This is a genomic window from Frankia sp. BMG5.23, assembly GCF_000685765.2.
In the GTDB taxonomy this organism is placed as follows: domain Bacteria; phylum Actinomycetota; class Actinomycetes; order Frankiales; family Frankiaceae; genus Frankia; species Frankia casuarinae.
The window spans coordinates 37,686-55,696 of record NZ_JDWE01000017.1 but is presented as its reverse complement, the minus strand read 5'-3'; the positions used below and the strand labels follow the sequence as shown (position 1 = coordinate 55,696).

The following is an 18,011-nucleotide window of genomic DNA, read 5'->3' as shown; positions in this document are numbered from 1 at the left end:
GGCTGTTACGGAGCGGTACCGGGAATCGGATTCGGTCGGGGATGTGATGGTGTGCCCGTGACGTCGGAACCATCCACCGGGAGTTCGCCCCAAGCGCCCGGTATATCAGGGTTCGTCAGTGAGTCGCGGAGGTCCGATCAGGTGCGGCGGTCGGCGTCCGCAGGTCTGCGGGCCGCGCGGGAGGCCGTCCGCGCGCTGTGTCACGGTGCTCGGGGGGACCATGACGACGGATCGGGCGGCTCCGATCCGTCCTTCCTGGCCGATGCCGGTCTCGTCCTCGGCACCTCCCTCGACCCCGATCGGGTCGTCGATCTGATCGCCGGACTCGCCGTGCCCCGCCTCGGCACGGGCGCCCTGGTGTGGCTGCGCGAGGGTGACCAGGTCAGGCTCGGTGCCTCGGTCTTCCACGACCCGAAAGTCGGCAAGATTATGCGGGCGATTGTCGCCACGCGGCCGCCCCAGCTCGCGGACGAATTCCCGCCGGGCGTCGTCATGCGTGAGGGCCAGACGTACTGTCTGCCGGACTTCGACGAGCTGCGCCCGGTGCCGCTGTTCCCGTACGAGCTCGCCTACCAGCAGTTCCGCCGGATCCAGAGCGGTCCAACCGTCACCGTCCCGTTGCCGGCGCACGGCCGGATCCTCGGCGCGATCACCGTCGGGCGCAGCACCGGCTTCTACTCCGGAGCGGAGGTGAACCTGCTGGAGGACTTCGCCCGGCGGGGGGCCGTCGCGCTGGAGAACGCACAACGCTTCCGCGAGGCACAGGAGTCCGCGCTGACCCTGCAACGGTCGCTCCTGCCGGCGCATCCCCCCGCACTCGACGGGGTCGAGATCGCGATGGAGTACCGGCCGGGGACGGCAGGCACGGAGGTGGGAGGCGATCTCTACGATGTCATACCGCTCGCCGGGGGACGGGTCGGGGTGGCCATCGGTGACGTGATGGGCCGCGGCCTGCATGCCGCGGCGGTGATGGGCCAGCTGCGGGCGGCGCTGCGCGCCTACGCCCTGGAGGATTGGAGCCCCGTCGAGGTGCTGACTCGGCTCGACCGGGTCGTCGGCCTGCTGCCCGGTCTCCAGCTCGCGACCTGTATGTACGCCGTCTATGACCGGAACACCGGCCGGGCGACGATCGCGAGTGCCGGCCATCTCGCGCCGTTGGTGATCCTTCCCGACGAGGACCCCGACTATCTGGTGCTCGACCCCGGGCTCCCGCTGGGAGTCTGCGAGGGGGCGATGTTCAGCGAGACGACCGTCGCGCTTCCACCCGGATCGGCGTTGGTGATGTTCACCGACGGCCTGGTGGAGTCGCGACGCCGACCGCTCGTGGACGGCCTGGACAATCTTCGACGCGGTCTTACCACACAGCGGGCCCGGGCTGCCGCGGTAGGCCTCGAGGCGGTCGAAGTCGCAGCGGGTGCCGACGTGGCGGCCGGAGGCGAGGGCGAGGGCATGAGCGCGGAACGGACCGAGAAGGCGGAACGGACCGAGAAGGCGGAACGGACCGGGAAGGCGGGGACGGATCGGCGGGCCCCCGGCCCGTCGCTCGGCCCACCCCCCGGGGTGCCGGAACGCCGCTCCTGGGCGGACCGGCGGCGCCGGGCGCGCAGGGTGAACTTCGCGGCGCGTAGCTGGTTCGGTCCGGACACCGTCAACGGCCCCGGCGAGGGCCCCGTCGAGGAGACCGCCCGCACGCTGCTCGAACGGTGCCTGATCGCCGCCGATCTCCCGGCCCGGACCGACGACGACACCGCCATGGTGGTGCTCACCACGCAGGCCGTGAACCCGCCATTGCTCGAACTCGCGTTGCCCGCGGTGGCCGCGTCGGCAGGCGAGGCCCGGACAGCGATGCGTTCGGTCCTCGCCGAATGCGGGATCACCTCCGTCGAGGACGCGACGCTGCTGGTCAGCGAGGTGGTGACGAACGCGGTGCTGCACGCCCGCAGTGATCTGGTACTGCGGGCGTCGATGGAACCCGGTCGGCTGCGGATCAGTGTCGAGGACCGGGAAGGCGCGCGTCTGCCCCGGCCCGGCGCGGCCGCGGAGAACAAACCCGAGCCCGAGTCGGGGTGGGGCCTGCTGCTGGTCGAGGCGCTGGCGCTGGCCTGGGGCGTGGAGATGACCCCCGGGGGCAAGCGTGTCTGGTTCGACATCGAGATACCCGACCAGGAGCCGGGTGCTGCCGGCCCGACGAGACCGATCGTTGGACCCGATCCGTCTCCCTCGGCGGGCCCGTCCCGGAAGCCTCCTCTCGACCCGCCGATCCAGGGCCGGTGCTGGGGATAGCATCCGGGGCCGGGCCACCTGACGGGCCGGGCCACCTGACGAGCCGGGCCAAGGCCGCGTGATCAGGCGGTGGCGACGGCGCGGGCGGCCCATTCGTCCTCGGCCTTGCGCACGATGTTGCGCAGCATTCCACCGAAGACGGCCGCGTGGAACGGGCTGACCGACCACCAGTAGAGCTGCCCGGGAAGTCCGCGGGGCAGGAAACTCGCGCGCTGCGAGTAGGTCGTGGTGCCCTCGGAGTCCACCATCGAGCGTAGTTCCAGCCATGCCTCGCCAGGCAGCTTCATCTCGGCACGCAGCCGGAGCAGGTGGCCCGGTTCGATCTCCTCGACCCGCCAGAAGTCCAGCGCCTCCCCGACGTGCACCCGCTGCGGATCACGCCGACCCCGGCGCAGACCGACGCCACCGAGGGCGGTGTCCAGCCAGCCGCGGGCGGACCAGGCCAGGGGCCACGAGTACCAGCCGTTGTCGCCCCCGATGCCCTCGATGACGTGCCACAGACAGGCCGGCGGCGCCGCCACGGCCATGCTGCGCTCGTCGACGTAGAGGGATCCCCCGGCCCACTGCGGGTCGGTCGGCAGGGGCTCGTTCGGGGGGTGCGTGGCACCGGCGCCGTCCCCGTCGTCCGATGCGCCTCCCGAACCCGGCCACACCGCCGTCGACCATCGGGTCTTCACCGAACGCGCCCGCACCCGGGCCAGCGCGAGGGCCACCGCGGCGTCGAAGGGCAGCAGTCCCTCGGCAGGATCGGGGATCCAGCGGGCGACCTGGTGGTCGTGGACCACCACCTCGTTGCGCAAGGAACGGATGAGCGGCCTCGCGATGCCGCCCGGCACCGGGGTGACGAGCCCGACCCACAGCGAGGACAGTTCGGGGGACAGGATCGGAACCGGGACGATGATCCGGCGCCGCAGCCCCTCGATGGCGGCGAAGCGCTGCATCATCTCCGCATAGGTCAGGATGTCCGGGCCGCCCACGTCGAAGGTGCCCTCGACCTCGTCGGGGACGTCCAGAGCGCCGATCAGATAGTGCAGCACGTCCCGGACGGCGATTGGCTGGATCCTGGTCCGCACCCAGCGCGGCGTCAGCATCACCGGCAGGCGCTCCGTCAGGTAGCGCAGCATCTCGAACGAGGCGCTGCCGCTGCCGATGACGACCGCCGCACGCAGCACGATCGTCGGAACCCCCGAGCCGAGCAGGATCCTCCCGACCTCCTGGCGGGAGCTCAGATGGGCGGACGTGCCACCCGTCGTCGCCGGGCCCAGCCCGCCGAGGTAGACGATCCTGCGGACATCGGCCGCCCGGGCCGCGGCGGCGAAGGCGTTCGCCGCCCGCCGGTCGACCGCGGAGAAGTCACCACCACTGTCGATCGAGTGGATGAGGTAGTAGGCGACCTCGATCCCGTCGAGTGCGGACCGCAACGACTCCGGATCCCGGGCGTCGGCGCGGACGACCTCCGCCCGGACGGCCCACGGGATGTCCCGCAGCCGGACGGGATCCCGGGTCATGACCCGGACGTGGTGGCCACGGTCGAGCAGGCGGGGAGCCAGCCGGCCGCCGATGTACCCGGTCGCCCCGGTGACGAGGATGCGCACGCTGGTTACCTGCCCCGGTAGGCCCCGCCGTACCCTGGCACCCGGCCGATCCGCCGTCGCCGTGCCGGGGAACGCCTCGAACAGGCGGGGAACGCCCCGGGCGGGCAGGGACGCCCCGGGCGGGCGCCGTCAGGCCGAGGCGGCCTCGGTCACGTCGGTACTCAGGTAGGCCGACCAGCGTGGATCCATCCGACGGGAGCCCAGAATGCGCCAAGCGGCTCCGCTCGGCGCCCGTGGCGCCGTGCGGAGCCGCCAGCCGAGATCAGCGACGGCCCGGTCGGCTTTCAGATGGTTGCAGCGGCCACAGGCCGCCACGACGTTCTCCCACGCATGCGGGCCCCCACGGGAGCGTGGAATGACATGATCCAGTGATGTTGCCGGAGCATTGCAGTACACGCAGCGATGATGGTCGCGGGCCAGCACACCCTTACGGGTTAGCGGGACCTGCGAGCGGTACGGCACCCGGACGAAACGCGCTAACCGGACCACGATCGGGACATCGATGGATGCCGTCGCGGACCGAAGAACCTGCCCGGCCGATTCGACCATGACGGCCTTGTCGGTCAGGACCAGCACCAGCGCGCGCCTTTGCGACACCACGCACAGAGGCTCGTACGTGGCATTGAGAACCAGCGCCTCTGCCACGCGCCGACCTCCTGCCCACCGAGGGCCCTTTGCGGGCCGTTCTGCCCAGCGTCTCCGGTGACAATGGATAGTCAACCTTCTTCCGCGGCAGAACGCGAGCCTGTTTGCATGGTCATCGCCTTTCGTGCCGTGGCGCTGCACATATCTCGTGGCCTTTGTCACATGTGGGCGACCATTCTGTGACCATATCAATACGGAAAGTGCTTTTTTGAGTGTAGTGGGAGACCTGGCCGGGTTGGGTTGGAGAGTGGTTGGGCCGGAGCGTGGCCGTCCGTCGACCGGATCGGGGCCCCCACCGCCGGGCCACCGGCATGGGTGAGACTGACCTGCGGCCGCCGCCCCGGCCGCCGCGAGCGCGGGAGGGCCGGTGACCTCGGCCGGCTCGGGGAACTCCGAATGATCGCAATCTACCGGAAGGACGATCGACGCCGTGACGCCCGCCCCGTCCCTGCTGGCTCAGCCTCTCATCCCGTCGCTGGGAATGCTGCTGTCCGCCTCGCCGTCACCCACCGGATCGCCGGGCCCGACGTCCGGGCTGACGACGCCCACCCCGCTGCCCTCGCCGAGCCCGTCGGTGACCTCCGACCCGCTGGTGTCCCTGGAGGGCGTCGCGACCGCGCTGCGGGACGCCTGCGGGACCGATCCGGGGCTGCTGTGTCGCACCGTCTACAACACGACCCACAGTAACTATCTCGCCTCCGGGGCTGAGGTGTTCCTCGGTACCCCGATCCGCATCGCGCTCATTTTAGTGATCGCGTTCGTGGTGCGGGCGCTGCTGCACCGCTTCATCCGGCGCACCACCGACATCGGACACGCCACCGAACGGACTGGTTCCGGCAGTTGGGGCGGGTTGTTCCGGAGTTCCCGGGCCGGCTCTCTGCTGGGCGCGTTCGGCGACCCGGCAGTGCTGATGGAAAGGCGCCGTCAGCGTGCGGCGACGGTCGGTTCGCTGCTGCGCAGCGTGACGTCCATCTTCATCTTCGGCCTGGCATTCCTCAGCATCCTGGGTGAGCTGGGCATCAATCTCGCCCCCATCGTCGCCAGCGCCGGTGTGCTGGGAGTCGCGGTCGGTTTCGGTGCGCAGAACCTCGTCCGGGACTTCCTGTCGGGGATGTTCATGCTGCTGGAGGACCAGTACGGGGTGGGAGACGTGATCGATCTCGGTCCGGTCTCCGGCGCCGTGGAGGCGGTCAGTCTCCGGACGACCAGACTGCGCGACGTCGAGGGCACCGTCTGGTACGTCCGGAACGGCGAGATCACCAGGGTCGGTAACAAGAGCCAGCAATGGGCACGGACCGTGCTCGACGTTCCGCTCGACTACGACACCGAGGTCGCCACCGCCAAACGGGTGCTGGCCCGGACGGCGAACGAGCTCTGGGCGGACGCGAAGTGGAGCAGCCTCATCCTCGCCGAGCCCGAGGTCTGGGGCATGGAGACCATGACCTCGGACGGTTACACCCTGCGTGTCGCCATCAAGACCCAGCCGCTCAAGCAGTGGGAGGTCGCGCGTGAGCTGCGTGAGCGGGTCCGGACCTCGCTTGGCGCGGCTGGCATCGAGCTCGGTTCCGTGCAACGCAGTGAGGTGACCATGGTCGACGACGACGAGGAGACCGCCGGGAGCCGTGAGGAGGACGACGCGGATCCGGATGCCGGGGTCGGCGGGGGTGACGCGGACGCTCAGGGGACGGATCTGCCGCGGGCACGGATCGACCCGCCCGCCCCCGGCCCGTCGCACCTGAGGGGTTGATCTGGTCGGCCTGGGCGTGCCGGTCGGTCTGTCCGGGCTTGCGGTGGCTGAAACCGTCCTGAGGATCGCGGTACGTCTTCCTGAGACCGGCCCCGCGCAGCACCATCACCGCGTCGGGTGAAGGCAGACTGGGGGCGTGCGGGTACTGGTGGTGGACGACGACGCGGCTGTCCGGGAGTCCCTGGAACGCTCACTGCGGTTCGAGGGGTACGAGGTGGCCACGGCGGTGGACGGGGCGGACGCGCTCGATGTCATCGGCCGCGAGCGGCCGGACATCGTCGTGCTGGACGTGATGATGCCCCGGGTGGACGGGCTGGAGACCTGCCGTCGGCTGCGGGCCCAGGGCGACGACGTCCCGGTGCTCATGCTGACCGCTCGGGACGGCTTGGCCGACCGGGTCAGCGGCTTGGACGTCGGTGCCGACGACTACCTGGTCAAACCGTTCGCCCTGGAGGAGCTGTTCGCCCGGTTGCGGGCACTGATCCGCCGGGCGGCGTTGGCCGCGCGGGTGCGGGCGGCCGGGTCCAGAGGGATCCCCGACTCGACGCTTCGCTACGGCGGGGTCTGTCTGGATCAGGTCAGCCGCCAGGTGACCCGCGGTGATCGGGAGCTGATTCTGACCAAGACCGAGTTCGAGCTGCTGGAGTTGTTTCTCGCTCATCCGCGTCAGGTGCTCTCCCGCTCCATGATCATGGAGCGGGTTTGGGGGTATGACTTCGGCCCGACGTCGAACTCGCTGGAGGTCTTCGTGAGCTACCTGCGCCGCAAGCTCGAGGCGAACGGCGAGCCCAGGCTGTTGCACACCGTGCGCGGAGTTGGCTACGTGCTGCGTGAGCCGTCGGGGGACCGGGCGTGAGCAGTGCCCCCGACCAGGGGGCCGCGCCCTCGCCGTGGTGGCCGCAGCCGGCAGCGGGGCATGCGGCGGTGGGGCAGCCGGTAGCGGGTCGTCCGGCGGTGGGGCAGCCGGTAGCGGGGCATGCGGCGGTGAACGGGCGCGCCGGCCGGTTGGACGGGTTCGCGCGGCGGGTCCACCCGGGACGTCACCCCAGGATCCGGTTTTCCTCCCCGCTCGGTCAGCTGACGTTGCGGGCCCGGCTCGCCCTGCTCGTCGGGATGGCGGTGGCTGCCGCCGTGACGGTCGTCGCCGGGGTGTCGCTGGGGGCGACCAGCATCGTGCTGAACCAGGCCATCGACGACCAGCTCGTAGAGCAGGCTGAGGCGTCGGCGCGCACCATCCAGACCAGCCCGCTGGGGCTGGAACTGCAGGCGTTCAGCTTCGGGCTGGAGGGCCAGTTCCTCGACGCCGCCGGCAATCCGCTGGAGAACGCCGTCTCGTCCTGGAACAGCGTGCGGATCCCGGTCGACTCCGCCGACGCCGAGGTGGCCCGGCGGGAGCGGGCCCAGAACCTGCGCACGATCGCCGTTGACGGGCAGTCCTACCGGCTTGTCACGGTTCCGCTGCAACGTCCCGCGTCCGGCGGTGCATTGCAGCTCGCCCGGCCGACCACCGACGTCGACCGGACCCTGCGCGACCTCGCGCTGGTGCTGCTTGTCGTCGGGATCGTCGGGGTGGTCGGCTCGGTGCTCGCCGGACAGATCGTGGCACGTGCCGCGCTCAAACCCGTTGACGCCGCGGCCGCGGCCGCCGAGGAGGTCGCTCGTACCCAGAATTTGTCGGCGCTCATCCCGGTGACCGGATCCGACGAGATCACCCGGCTGGCGGAGAGCCTCAACAGCATGCTGCGCGCGCTGGAGGCATCTCGGGCCCGCCAGCGCCAGCTCGTCGACGATGCCAGCCACGAGCTGCGCACCCCGTTGACGAGCCTGCGTACGAACATCGAACTGTTGCTGCGCGCCGAGGCGAACCCGCATCGCGCGCTGCCCGCGGCCGACCATGAGGCACTGCTACGCGACGTGGACGCGCAGATGCGCGAACTGTCCGGCCTCGTCAGCGAACTGGTTGAGCTCGCCCGGGACGAGGCGCCCACCGAGGAGGTGGAACGGCTCGATCTCGCGGAGATCGTGCGAGCCGCGGCCGAACGGGCCCGGCGCCGCGCCACCGGCAAGAGCATCAGCATCGAGCTCGACGCGACTCCCTCGACGGTCGACGGGCGGGCGAACATGCTCGAACGGGCGATCACCAACCTGCTCGACAACGCCGTGAAGTTCTCGCCGCCCGCCTCCGTCGTCCGGGTCGGCTCCCGGGACGGCGAGGTAACCGTCGCGGATGACGGACCGGGCATCGCGCCGGAGGACCGCGTGCAGGTGTTCGACCGCTTCTACCGGGCCACCTCCGCGCGGGGCCTGCCCGGATCCGGGCTCGGCCTCGCGATCGTCGCGGATGCCGTGCACACCCACCGGGGTACCGTCACCGCGGAGAGTTCCCCGAGTGGCGGGGCGTTGCTGCGGATGCGGCTGCCGGTCGTTGACGACCCCGGTCCGCTGGGCCCGGCCACCACACCGGGTCCGGCGCCGAACCCGCCGGACGGCGCTGCTTCGCCTCCGGACCGCGCGGGCGAGAATCCCAGGCCGTGACTTCCGACTGCCCCGCCGTGCCCACCGCATCCGCGTCTGCGTCCTCCGCGTCCCCCGCGTCCCCCGCGTCCCCCGCCGGTCCCACCGCCCCGGCGGGACCGCAGCCCGCTGGGACGCCGGTGGTGGACCCCACCATCGACCCGGTCCTCGCCGAACTCGCCGCAGTGTCCGGCGTGGCGACGTCCTACCTCGGGGCCGACGGTGTCCCGGTACAGGTCGCGCCGGACACCGTCCGGGCCGTCCTGCGGCTGGCGGGGGTCGATCCGACGGATCCCGCCGCAGCGCTCGCGGCGGCGCTGGAGCGGCCTTGGCGACGCCGGGTGCCGGCCTGCGCCGTCGTCGTCGCCGCAGCACCGCGCCCGGTGGTCGTTCACACGCCCGTGGAGATCATTCCACACGCTGAGCTGGAGCTCGGCACCGGCGGCCGAATCGTCCTCGATCCCCCTGGCGCCCCCCTGGCCGAGCGGGTGCTCGACGGCGTGCCCTGGGTCGCCCGGCCGATAGGGCTCCCGGCGGGTCTGCCCTTGGGGGACCACGTGCTGCACATCGACGCCGGAACCGAGCGGCATCGCTGCCAGGTCGTTGCCGTGCCGGCCGCGGTGCCCGGCCCCGCCGCCCTCGCCCCGCCGGCCCGCGCCTGGGGCTGGATGATCCAGCTCTACGCGCTCACCTCGACGTCGTCCTGGGGGATGGGGGACTATGGCGATCTCGCGACGCTCGCCGACTGGTCGGGCCGGGCGGGTGCCGACGTGCTGCTGGTGAATCCGCTGCATGCGGGTGCGCCGACCCTGCCCGTCGCGGCGTCCCCCTACTCGCCCGCAAGCCGCCGTTTCGTCTCCCCGCTCTACCTGCGACCGGAGCGGACGCCCGAGTACGCCCGGGCCGATCCCGCCACCCGGGCTGCCGTTGACAAGCTCGCCCGCGGCGCCCGTCGCGACGGGCGGCGGGACGGTCTGCTCGATCGGGACGCGGTGTGGCGGGCGAAGCTGGCCGCGCTGGAACTGCTCTTCGAGGTCTTCCGGCGTGGCGGCGAGCAGGTGGCATCCGCCGGGTCCGCCGCTTCCGAGCCCGCCGCCGAGCCGGCCGGGTCCGACCTGATCGATTTCGCGACCTGGAGCGCGCTCGCCGAGCGGTACGGCCCGGACTGGCGGACCTGGCCGGCGCGTCTCGCTCATCCGGGCGCGCCCGCCGTCGCCGAGGCGAGGGCGCAGCTGGCCGACCGTGTCGCCTTCCACGTGTGGCTCCAGCAGCGCTGCGACCAGCAGCTCGCCGCGGCGCAGGCCGCCGCCCGGGCCGCCGGGATGGCCGCCGGGATCGTGCACGACCTGGCCGTCGGCGTCGATCCGGGCGGTGCGGACGCCTGGGCGCTGCAGGACGTTCTCGCCGTCGGCGCGAGCGTGGGGGCCCCACCGGACACCTTCAACCAGCAGGGCCAGGACTGGGGGCTGCCGCCGTGGCGGCCGGACGCCCTGGCCGAGGCCGGGTACGCGCCGTTGCGTCAGATGGTCGCCTCGGTGCTGCGCCGCGGCGGCGGGCTGCGGGTCGACCACATCCTCGGCCTGTTCCGGCTGTGGTGGATTCCGGCTGGGGCGGGCGCCGCTCACGGGACATACGTGCGTTACGACGCCGAGGCGATGCTCGGCCTGCTCGCGTTGGAGGCCGCCCGTGCCGGCGCCGTCGTCGTCGGGGAGGATCTGGGTACCGTCGAGGCATCGGTGGCGACGACGCTCGCCCGCATGAACGTGCTGGGTTCGACGGTGCTGTGGTTCGAGCAGGACGCCGAGGGCCGCCCGTTGCCGCCGACGGCGTACCGGGCGGCGACGATGGCCAGCCTCACCACGCACGACCTGCCCACCGCCGCCGGCTACCTCGAGGGCGAGCACGTGCGCACCCGCGCCCGGTTGGGGCTGCTCGGGCGTTCGGAGGAGGCCGAGGCGGCCGGCTGGCGAGCCGAGCGGGACGCGTTGGTCGAGCTGGTGCGATCCGAGGGGCTGGTGGATCCGGCGGGCGCGGCGGCGGGCCTCGACGGACGGGGGAACCCCGGCGGGCGCGGCCGGCCGGAGTTCGACCCCGCCGTTCGGCAGGAGATCGTTTTCGCGCTGCACCGGCTGCTGGTGCGGTCTTCGTGCCGCATCGTGCTCGGGTCGCCGGGTGACGCGCTGGGCGACCGGCATCAGCCGAACCTGCCGGGCACGACCGACGCCTATCCGAACTGGCGGCTCCCGGTGACCGACTCCGCCGGTCGGCCGGTTACGGTGGAACGTCTGCTGACCGATCCGGACGTGCGCCGGCTTGGCGAGTTCCTCGCCCAGGTCCGGGTTGCCCAGGTCCGGGGCGTGTCGTCCACCGGTGCGGCATCCCCAGACGAGGACCGTAACCCCATTTCCCGGTAATCTTCGCTGCGTGACTCGACGTCGACCGCGCCAGACCCGATGGCTGCCGTTCGCCGGCACCTCCCGCCCGTGGCCGGGGGCACACCCCGCGCCGGGGTCGCGATCCAGGATCGCGCCGCGCCGGGTTCTCACCGTTGTCGGCCTCGCGCTGTTCGCGGTGCCGGTGTTCGCGGTGAGCGCCTCGGCCGGGGAGATCGGAACCCCCTACAACCCCGATCCGCTCACGGCCGTGCAGTCATGGGCGATCTACGGCGGCACCATCGTCGGTGGGTTCGTCATCGCGATCCTGCTGGCCGCGTGGTCGAGCCGCAAGAGCGGGCCGGTGCGCTACCGCCCGGGGCAGCCCTGGGAGCACGACGAGATCTGGATCGGCTCCAAGCCGGAGGAGATCGAGGGCGAGCAGACGAAGACCGCCCTTCCCGGCGCGGGTGGTGCCAGTGGCAACTGGTGAGCCGTTCACCCACGAGCAGCTCGACCGGCTGAACCGGGCCCGGGAGCTTGCCGAGACGCGTACCGGCATCCACGTCAGCATCCGGATCGGCGCGGTGCGCGGCGACGTCCGGCTCGCCGCCGAGCGGATCCTCGCGAACCTCGTCAACGACGCGGGGCGGGATGCCGCCGTGCTGATCCTCGTCTCGCCCGGGCAGCGGTTCGTACGGATCGCCACGACCCCGGCCGCCAGGAAGCGGATCAGCGACTCGGCCACCGGGCTCGCCGCGTTGACGATGGCCTCCAGCTTCGCGCTGGGCGATCTGGTCGGCGGCCTGATCACCGGCATCCGCCAGCTCGCGGACGCGGCAGGTGGCGCGGGCGGCGCAGCCGCCGGGACCCTCCCCCCGACGCAGCCTTCGTTGGCGGTCAGCCCGACGCCCTGACCCCGCTGATCCCGGAGGAGCCGGCCCGGCCGGCTCCTCCCGGCCCGGCCGGCTCCGACCGGCCTGATGCGGGTACGCTACGCCGCCGCCTCGATGTCCTTCTTGCGTGCGGCCAGCGCCCGGACGAGCCCGTCGCGGCCTTCCAGCAGGGCCCGCCGCAGGGGCGGGACCGGGTTGTGCTCGGCCAGGTAGGCGTCGACCTTCGCCACCGTCTCCGGTTCGATCACCGACGCCGGGAACAGCATCTGGGTGATGGTGGAGGCCATGTCGAAGCTGCGGGTCTCCCAGATCCCAGCGATCTCGTCGAAGAAACGGTCCACGTAGGGCCGGGTCAGCTCGAGCTGGTCGGAGATCCAGAAACCGCCCATCGTCGCGGCGGCCAAGTGGTTCGACAGGGTGTCCGAGTCCATGACCGCCGACCAGGCTGCGGCCTTCGCCGCCGCGGTCGGCCGTGCCGCCCGCGCGGTCGCAGCTCGCTTCTCGCCGGTGGCGGTGCGGTCGCGGGCGAGCTCCGTGTCGATCTCGGCGTCGGCGTAAACGCCCCGGGCGACGAGTTGGGTCAGCAGGGTCCAGCGCAGCTCGGTGTCGAGCACGAGCCCCTCGATGACGTCGGTGCCCTCGAACAGCGCCCGGATCCGCGCCACCTGGTCGGCCTCCTCGGCCTGGGCGAAGGAGGTGGTGTAGACGAGCTGCAGGTCGCTGCCGGGGGCCGCGGCGCGCGCCAGCTCCTCGGCGCGTTCCGTCAGCGCGCGCAGCGCGGGCTTCCGGTTTGCCGGGTCGCCGTAGGTGTCGATCGTCAGGTCCGCCTTGGCCAGCAGCGACTGCACCACGCCGATGTCGTCCTCAGCGGTCACCCCGGACAGCACGAGCCGGACGTAGTCCCGGGCGGCGAGTTCGGCGTCGCGGGTCATGTCCCAGGCCGCCGCCCAGCACAGCGTCCGGGGCAGTGACTGGGAGATGGCGCCGATCGCCTCGACGAGCGTGGCCAGCGACCGCTCGTCGAGGCGCACCTTCGCGTACGTGAGGTCGTCGTCGTTGAGCAGGATCAGATCCGGCTGGCGGGCACCGACGAGCTTGGCGACCTCGGTGAGCTTGCCCGTCACGTCGAGCTCGACCCGTTCCCGCCGGACCAGCGCGCCGGTGGCGTCCCGATCGTAAAGGCCGATCGCGAGCCGGTGCGGGCGCAGCGTGCGCGAGGCGGTCGGCGGCGCCGACGCCGGCTCCTGCACCACGTCGAACGAGGTGAACAGGCCCGAGGAGTCGGTGAAGAAGCGCGGCCGCAGGGTGTTCGCGCCGGTGGTCTCCAGCCAGTCCGCGGACCAGGCGGTAAGGTTCCGCCCGCTGGCGTTCTCCAACTCGTCGAGCAGGTCGCGCAGCGACGTGTTCGCGTACTCGTAGCGGCGGAAGTACGCCCGCAGCCCGGCGAGGAACTCCTCTTGGCCGACCCAGGCCACGAGCTGCTTGAGCACCGAGGCGCCCTTGGCGTAGGTGATGCCGTCGAAGTTCGTCCGTACCGCGTCCATGTCCGGGGCGTCGGCGACGATCGGGTGCGTGGAGGAGAGCTGGTCCTGGCGGTAGGCCCAGCCCTTCTCCGCGTTGGCGAAGGTCGTCCAGCCGTTGGTGAAGCGGGTCGCGTTCACCTGGGCGAGGACCGACATGTAGGTGGCGAACGACTCGTTCAGCCACAGGTCGTCCCACCAGCGCATGGTGACCAGGTCACCGAACCACATGTGCGCCATCTCGTGCAGGATCGTCTCGGCGCGCCGCTCGCGGCGGGCCTCGGTCACCTTCGCCCGGAAGACATACTCCTCCAGGAAGGTCACGCAGCCGGCGTTCTCCATCGCCCCGGCGTTGAACTCGGGCACGAACAACTGGTCGTACTTGCCGAACGGGTACCGGTAGTCGAACACCCGGTGGTAGAAGTCGAACCCGGCTTTGGTGATCTCGAAGAGCTCGGCGGGGTCGAGGAACTCGGCCAGCGATCGGCGGCAGTAGAGGCCCAGGTCGATGCCGTCGTGGTGGTCGCGGACCTCGTGGTACGGGCCGGCGACGAGCGCGGTGATGTACGTCGACATCACCGGGGTGGTCAGGAAGCGGATGGTGCGCACCCCGATCGCGGCCTCCGCCACCGCGGCGACCGCGCTGTTGGAGATCGCCTTCCAGTCCGCCGGGACGGTGACCGTGAGGGTGAACGTCGCCTTGAGGTCGGGCTGGTCGAAGCAGGCGTACATCCGGTGCGCGTCGTACGTCTCGAACTGGGTGTAGAGGTAAACGGCCTCGTCCACCGGGTCGACGAAGCGGTGCAGGCCTTCACCGGTGCGGGAGTAGACGCCGTCCGCCACCACCGTGAGCCGGTTCGACTCCGCGAGGTTATCGAGCCGGATCCGCTCGCCGTCGAACACCGCGGCGGGGTCGAGCGGCGCTCCGTTGAGAACGACCTCGTCGACCTTCGCGGCGGCGAGCTCGATGAACGTCGACGCCCCAGGCTCGACGCAGGTGAAGATGACCGCGGTTGACGTGCGGAAGGTCTCGTGGCCGGTCGTCAGGTCGAGTTCGACGTCATAGGAGGCAACGTTGAGCAGGCGGGCGCGCTCGCGCGCCTCGTCGCGGGTGAGGTTGTTGGGCACCCGGTTCCTTTCGGACGGCACGGACTTGCAGGACTGCACACGGTCATCACCGTGTTCCCAGTCTCCCACGCCGATGAGGGGAACGGTCGCCGCCGGGGGACGTGGTGGTCGGGGACGTGGTGGTCGGGCCGTCGGCCGTGGTACCGGTGCCGGAGATGGTGGATTGTGGTGATTGGCGCGGGGTGCCCGCTCTCGCTGGTCGCCGATGCGGCACGATGGCGACATCTTCCGCGTGACCAGCCTGCGGGAGGATCGGGATGTCCGCGCGGTCGCGGGAAGGCAGGAAGAGGGCAGGACAGGAAGGGAGCCGCCGGTGAGACGGGTGGCGGGGCTCGGTCGCGTCCCCGGGCGCCCTCACCGGGCTCGCCGGGCCTCAGCCGTTCCGGCCGGCGGTGGGTCGTCCACCGCGCCGATGCCCACCGCGCCGATGCCCGAGGCGGCGGCATCCGAGCCACCAGGCGGGCCGCGGGCCGCCGGCGGGGGGGAGTCCCCGGCTCGGCGGGCCGACTATCACATCCCGGTCGCGCTGCGGGTCTCGGCGGGCTGGTCGTGGCGTCTGATCGTCACGGGCGCGGCCATCTACATCCTGCTGATGGTCGTGGGACGGGTCCGGATCGTGGTGATTCCGCTCATCGCCGGGCTGCTCATCGCCGCTCTCATCCATCCGCTCGCGCACCGGCTGCAGCGGCTCGGTATGAACCGGCTGGGCGCTGCCTTCACCGCGTTGTTCGTGTTCTTCGCGGTGTTCGTGGGTGCCGGGGTGGCGGTGGGCTTCAACGCAGCGAACGAGATCCCCACGGTCAGCGATCAGGTCAGCGAGGGCGTCGAGCAGATCCGCGGCTATCTGAGAAACGGTCCGCTCCACCTGTCACAGAGCCAGATCGACAATCTGGTCGACGACATCCGCAAGAGCCTGGCGAACAACCGGGGGCGCCTGGTCTCCGGGGTGATCTCCGGCGCCTCGGTGGCCGCCGAGGTGCTCACCGGCCTGCTCGTCACCCTGTTCTCGACCTTCTTCTTCCTGTACGACGGGGATCGTATCTGGAACTGGATCGTCACCCGCTTCCCGGACGGAGCGGAGGAGCGGGTGCGTGGCGCCGGTCGGGAGGCGTGGAACACGTTGACCGGCTACATTCGTGGGACGGTCTTTGTCGCGGCGGTCGACGCGATCGGTATCACCATCGGCCTGGTCGGCGTGGGTGTCCCGCTCGTCGCGCCGCTGGCCCTGCTGACGTTCTTCGGCGGGTTCGTCCCGATTGTCGGGGCGACGGTGGCCGGCGCCGCGGCGGTACTGGTGACCCTGGTCTCGAATGGCGTGCCGGATGCGTTGATCATTCTGGGTGTCGTGTTGGCCGTGCAGCAGGTCGAGGGGCACCTGTTGCAGCCGCTGGTCATGCGGCGGGCGGTGCGGTTGCATCCGCTCGCGATTGTCATCGCGCTGTCGGCCGGTGGCGTGTTGGCCGGCATCCCCGGTGCCATCGCCGCCGTTCCGTTCGCTGCCATGGTGAACAGGGTCGCCGGTTATCTCGCCGTGAGCGGGAAGTGACCACCACCCCGACGGGTTGATCCCGGTCGAACGGTGCCGTCGACCGAGGAGACCACATGAGCGCCGAAACTCTCGACACCCCCGCGGCCACGTTCGTACCCACACCCACACCCACACCCACGTCCGTACCCTTGCCCGCGGACGCGACCGAAGCGGTCTTCTGGGACGGAGTTCTGCTCGTCGCTGCTACCCCCGGCTTCCACGAGCTCAAACGGACCTGGGACCAGGACCCGATCCTCACGTGATCGGGCATGATGACACATCATGCGTGTCCATCTGGGATCTGACCATGCGGGCTTCCACCTGAAGGAGGCGCTCGCCGAGCGTCTGGTGGAGCTGGGCCACGCGCCCGTCGACCATGGTCCTGTCGAGTACGACCCCGACGATGACTACCCTCCGTTCGTCCTCGCCGCCGCCGCCGCCACCGCTGTCGAACCGGGCAGCATGGGCATCGTCATCGGGGGATCGGGCAACGGGGAGGCCATCGCGGCGAACAAGGTCGCCGGGGTGCGCGCGGCCCTGGCATGGAGCGAGCAGACGGCGACGCTGGCCCGCCAGCACAACGATGCCAACGTGCTGAGCCTCGGCGCGCGCATGTACACCGTCACGGCGGCCCTGACGTTCGCCGAGGTCTTCCTCACCACGCCGTTCAGCGGGGAGCAACGACACGTGCGGCGGCTTCGGATGCTCTCGGCCTACGAGCGGACCGGGGACGTACCGTCGGTGCCCGGGTCGGCCTCGTCGGCTTCCTGAGACCTGTTCTTCGAGGACCCGGTCTCGGCAGGGCCGCTCTCATGCGGTCCGGCGGATCCGCGGTCGGAGCGTCGGCGGGTCCTGCGGGCACCCCGGCCGCGGCGGTCGGTCGTGGCGCTCTCGGCTCCGGCGCTGCTGGCTTCGGCACGACCGGCTCCGGCGCTGCTGGGGCCGCCGCGGCGGACCGGGTCGGTGGGGCTGGTCGACGGGGTCGCCGGTGCGGGGCGTGATCCGCGATGCAGTACCACCGATCGCTCGGCCTCGGCGAGGTCGGCGTCGGTGGGCCGGGCGGCGTCGCGGGCCCGCATCGCCGTTCTCGGGGGCAGCTTGCTGCGACCCGCATCGATGAGACCGCGCAGCTGCGCGTCCGCCTCGCCCGCCCTGGCCGCATGCGACCGGGCCCGACCTGCGCGCTCGGGTCGTGGCATGGCTCCTCCATCCGCCCTGGCCGGAACCCTTGGTGGATCATCCCAGAAGCGGGCCGCTCGGGGAGGCCTCGTGACGCGGGTGGACGTCGGAAATCCGCCGGTGCGCGGTTATCCCCCGCGACAGGTTGATCTCCATCCTTCCATTTCCGAAGGTCTCCGGAAGTTCACCGTCCCGGGTGCTACCGGCGGGTCGCCCGACAGCGACAGCCCGACCGTTTCCGGTCCGGTCCGGTCGACGCCGGGCCCCGGAATCGTCGTGGCGTCGCCGATCCACGGTTCGCAAATCCGTACCCGGTGTCGGCGGTTGGTCCCCCGCCGGCCCGCCTGCCGCGTTTTTCTGCTCCGCAGCGTGCACGCCCGCGGGCGCCGGGTCGCCGCACCGCGACCTGGCCGACCGTCCGATCCAGGATGATCCGAGGCGCTCCGGGGGATCGGCCACCCCCTGTCCGAGCTGTTCTGCCTCATCCGTATGCTACACATCGCCAGATGAACGTCTGATAGTCCAACGTACGCTCAATAGATGTCCACCTGTACTCAAGAGATGCCCATTGTGTCACATTGCCAGTAAATGAAACAAAAGGAAA

At 71.3% G+C, this 18,011-nt stretch carries 13 protein-coding genes and 1 pseudogene; 10 read left to right on the top strand and 4 right to left on the bottom strand.

The features are described 5' to 3' along the window. Window positions 1-141 precede the first annotated feature (141 nt). Window positions 142-2,283 (top strand): SpoIIE family protein phosphatase, encoded by a 2,142-nt coding sequence (locus tag BMG523DRAFT_RS10345; RefSeq protein ID WP_011435597.1) that lies wholly within the window; start codon window positions 142-144, stop codon window positions 2,281-2,283. 62 nt (window positions 2,284-2,345) lie between these two features. Here BMG523DRAFT_RS10345 and BMG523DRAFT_RS10340 read toward each other — a convergent pair whose 3' ends face one another. Then, window positions 2,346-3,878: an SDR family oxidoreductase gene (locus tag BMG523DRAFT_RS10340; protein ID WP_023840449.1), complete on the bottom strand. Its 1,533-nt coding sequence runs from the start codon at window positions 3,876-3,878 to the stop codon at window positions 2,346-2,348. A gap of 129 nt (window positions 3,879-4,007) precedes the next feature. Then, window positions 4,008-4,523: an HNH endonuclease gene (locus BMG523DRAFT_RS10335; protein WP_011435599.1), complete on the bottom strand. Its 516-nt coding sequence runs from the start codon at window positions 4,521-4,523 to the stop codon at window positions 4,008-4,010. Between the two features lie 481 nt (window positions 4,524-5,004). On the opposite strand from BMG523DRAFT_RS10335, the gene BMG523DRAFT_RS10330 reads away from it, so the two are divergent. The 6 genes from BMG523DRAFT_RS10330 (at window position 5,005) to BMG523DRAFT_RS10305 (ending at window position 12,073) form a co-directional block, all read left to right on the top strand. Continuing rightward, window positions 5,005-6,270 carry a mechanosensitive ion channel family protein gene (locus tag BMG523DRAFT_RS10330; RefSeq protein ID WP_082456646.1) on the top strand — a complete coding sequence of 422 codons (1,266 nt, stop codon included), beginning with the start codon at window positions 5,005-5,007 and terminating at the stop codon, window positions 6,268-6,270. A gap of 136 nt (window positions 6,271-6,406) precedes the next feature. Then, window positions 6,407-7,126: a response regulator transcription factor gene (locus BMG523DRAFT_RS10325; RefSeq protein WP_023840451.1), complete on the top strand. Its 720-nt coding sequence runs from the start codon at window positions 6,407-6,409 to the stop codon at window positions 7,124-7,126. Beyond that, window positions 7,123-8,805, top strand: a complete 1,683-nt coding sequence (locus tag BMG523DRAFT_RS10320) for a HAMP domain-containing sensor histidine kinase (RefSeq protein ID WP_023840452.1) — start codon at window positions 7,123-7,125, stop codon at window positions 8,803-8,805. Before BMG523DRAFT_RS10325 ends, BMG523DRAFT_RS10320 begins: the two co-directional genes overlap by 4 nt. Window positions 8,806-8,924: 119 nt before the next feature. Next, window positions 8,925-11,198 carry a 4-alpha-glucanotransferase gene (gene malQ / locus BMG523DRAFT_RS10315; protein ID WP_043591010.1) on the top strand — a complete coding sequence of 758 codons (2,274 nt, stop codon included), beginning with the start codon at window positions 8,925-8,927 and terminating at the stop codon, window positions 11,196-11,198. A 10-nt stretch (window positions 11,199-11,208) separates the two neighbouring features. Next, the gene (locus BMG523DRAFT_RS10310) at window positions 11,209-11,649 is read left to right on the top strand and encodes a hypothetical protein (RefSeq protein WP_232234886.1); all 441 of its coding nucleotides are present in this window, start codon (window positions 11,209-11,211) and stop codon (window positions 11,647-11,649) included. Further along, complete coding sequence (locus BMG523DRAFT_RS10305) at window positions 11,636-12,073, top strand: DUF5130 family protein (protein ID WP_011435605.1); 438 nt, start codon at window positions 11,636-11,638, stop codon at window positions 12,071-12,073. Before BMG523DRAFT_RS10310 ends, BMG523DRAFT_RS10305 begins: the two co-directional genes overlap by 14 nt. Before the next feature lie 77 nt (window positions 12,074-12,150). Here the strand turns inward: BMG523DRAFT_RS10305 and pepN are convergent, their stop codons facing one another. Next, window positions 12,151-14,700 (bottom strand): aminopeptidase N, encoded by a 2,550-nt coding sequence (gene pepN / locus BMG523DRAFT_RS10300; protein WP_023840454.1) that lies wholly within the window; start codon window positions 14,698-14,700, stop codon window positions 12,151-12,153. 412 nt (window positions 14,701-15,112) lie between these two features. On the opposite strand from pepN, the gene BMG523DRAFT_RS10295 reads away from it, so the two are divergent. The 3 genes and pseudogenes from BMG523DRAFT_RS10295 to BMG523DRAFT_RS10285 all read left to right on the top strand — a co-directional run bounded on the left by BMG523DRAFT_RS10295 (window position 15,113) and on the right by BMG523DRAFT_RS10285 (window position 16,999). Beyond that, entirely contained in the window at window positions 15,113-16,246 is a 1,134-nt protein-coding gene (locus BMG523DRAFT_RS10295) for an AI-2E family transporter (protein ID WP_108913754.1), read from the top strand. Between the two features lie 161 nt (window positions 16,247-16,407). Further along, window positions 16,408-16,491 (top strand): annotated as a pseudogene (locus tag BMG523DRAFT_RS27325) (disulfide bond formation protein DsbA); the annotation flags it as partial. Between the two features lie 19 nt (window positions 16,492-16,510). Next, window positions 16,511-16,999: a ribose-5-phosphate isomerase gene (locus tag BMG523DRAFT_RS10285; RefSeq protein WP_011435608.1), complete on the top strand. Its 489-nt coding sequence runs from the start codon at window positions 16,511-16,513 to the stop codon at window positions 16,997-16,999. Here the strand turns inward: BMG523DRAFT_RS10285 and BMG523DRAFT_RS10280 are convergent. Beyond that, on the bottom strand, window positions 16,942-17,427 hold the full coding sequence (locus tag BMG523DRAFT_RS10280; RefSeq protein WP_043591009.1) for a hypothetical protein: 486 nt from the start codon (window positions 17,425-17,427) through the stop codon (window positions 16,942-16,944). The genes BMG523DRAFT_RS10285 and BMG523DRAFT_RS10280 overlap by 58 nt on opposite strands. Between the last annotated feature and the right edge of the window lie 584 nt (window positions 17,428-18,011).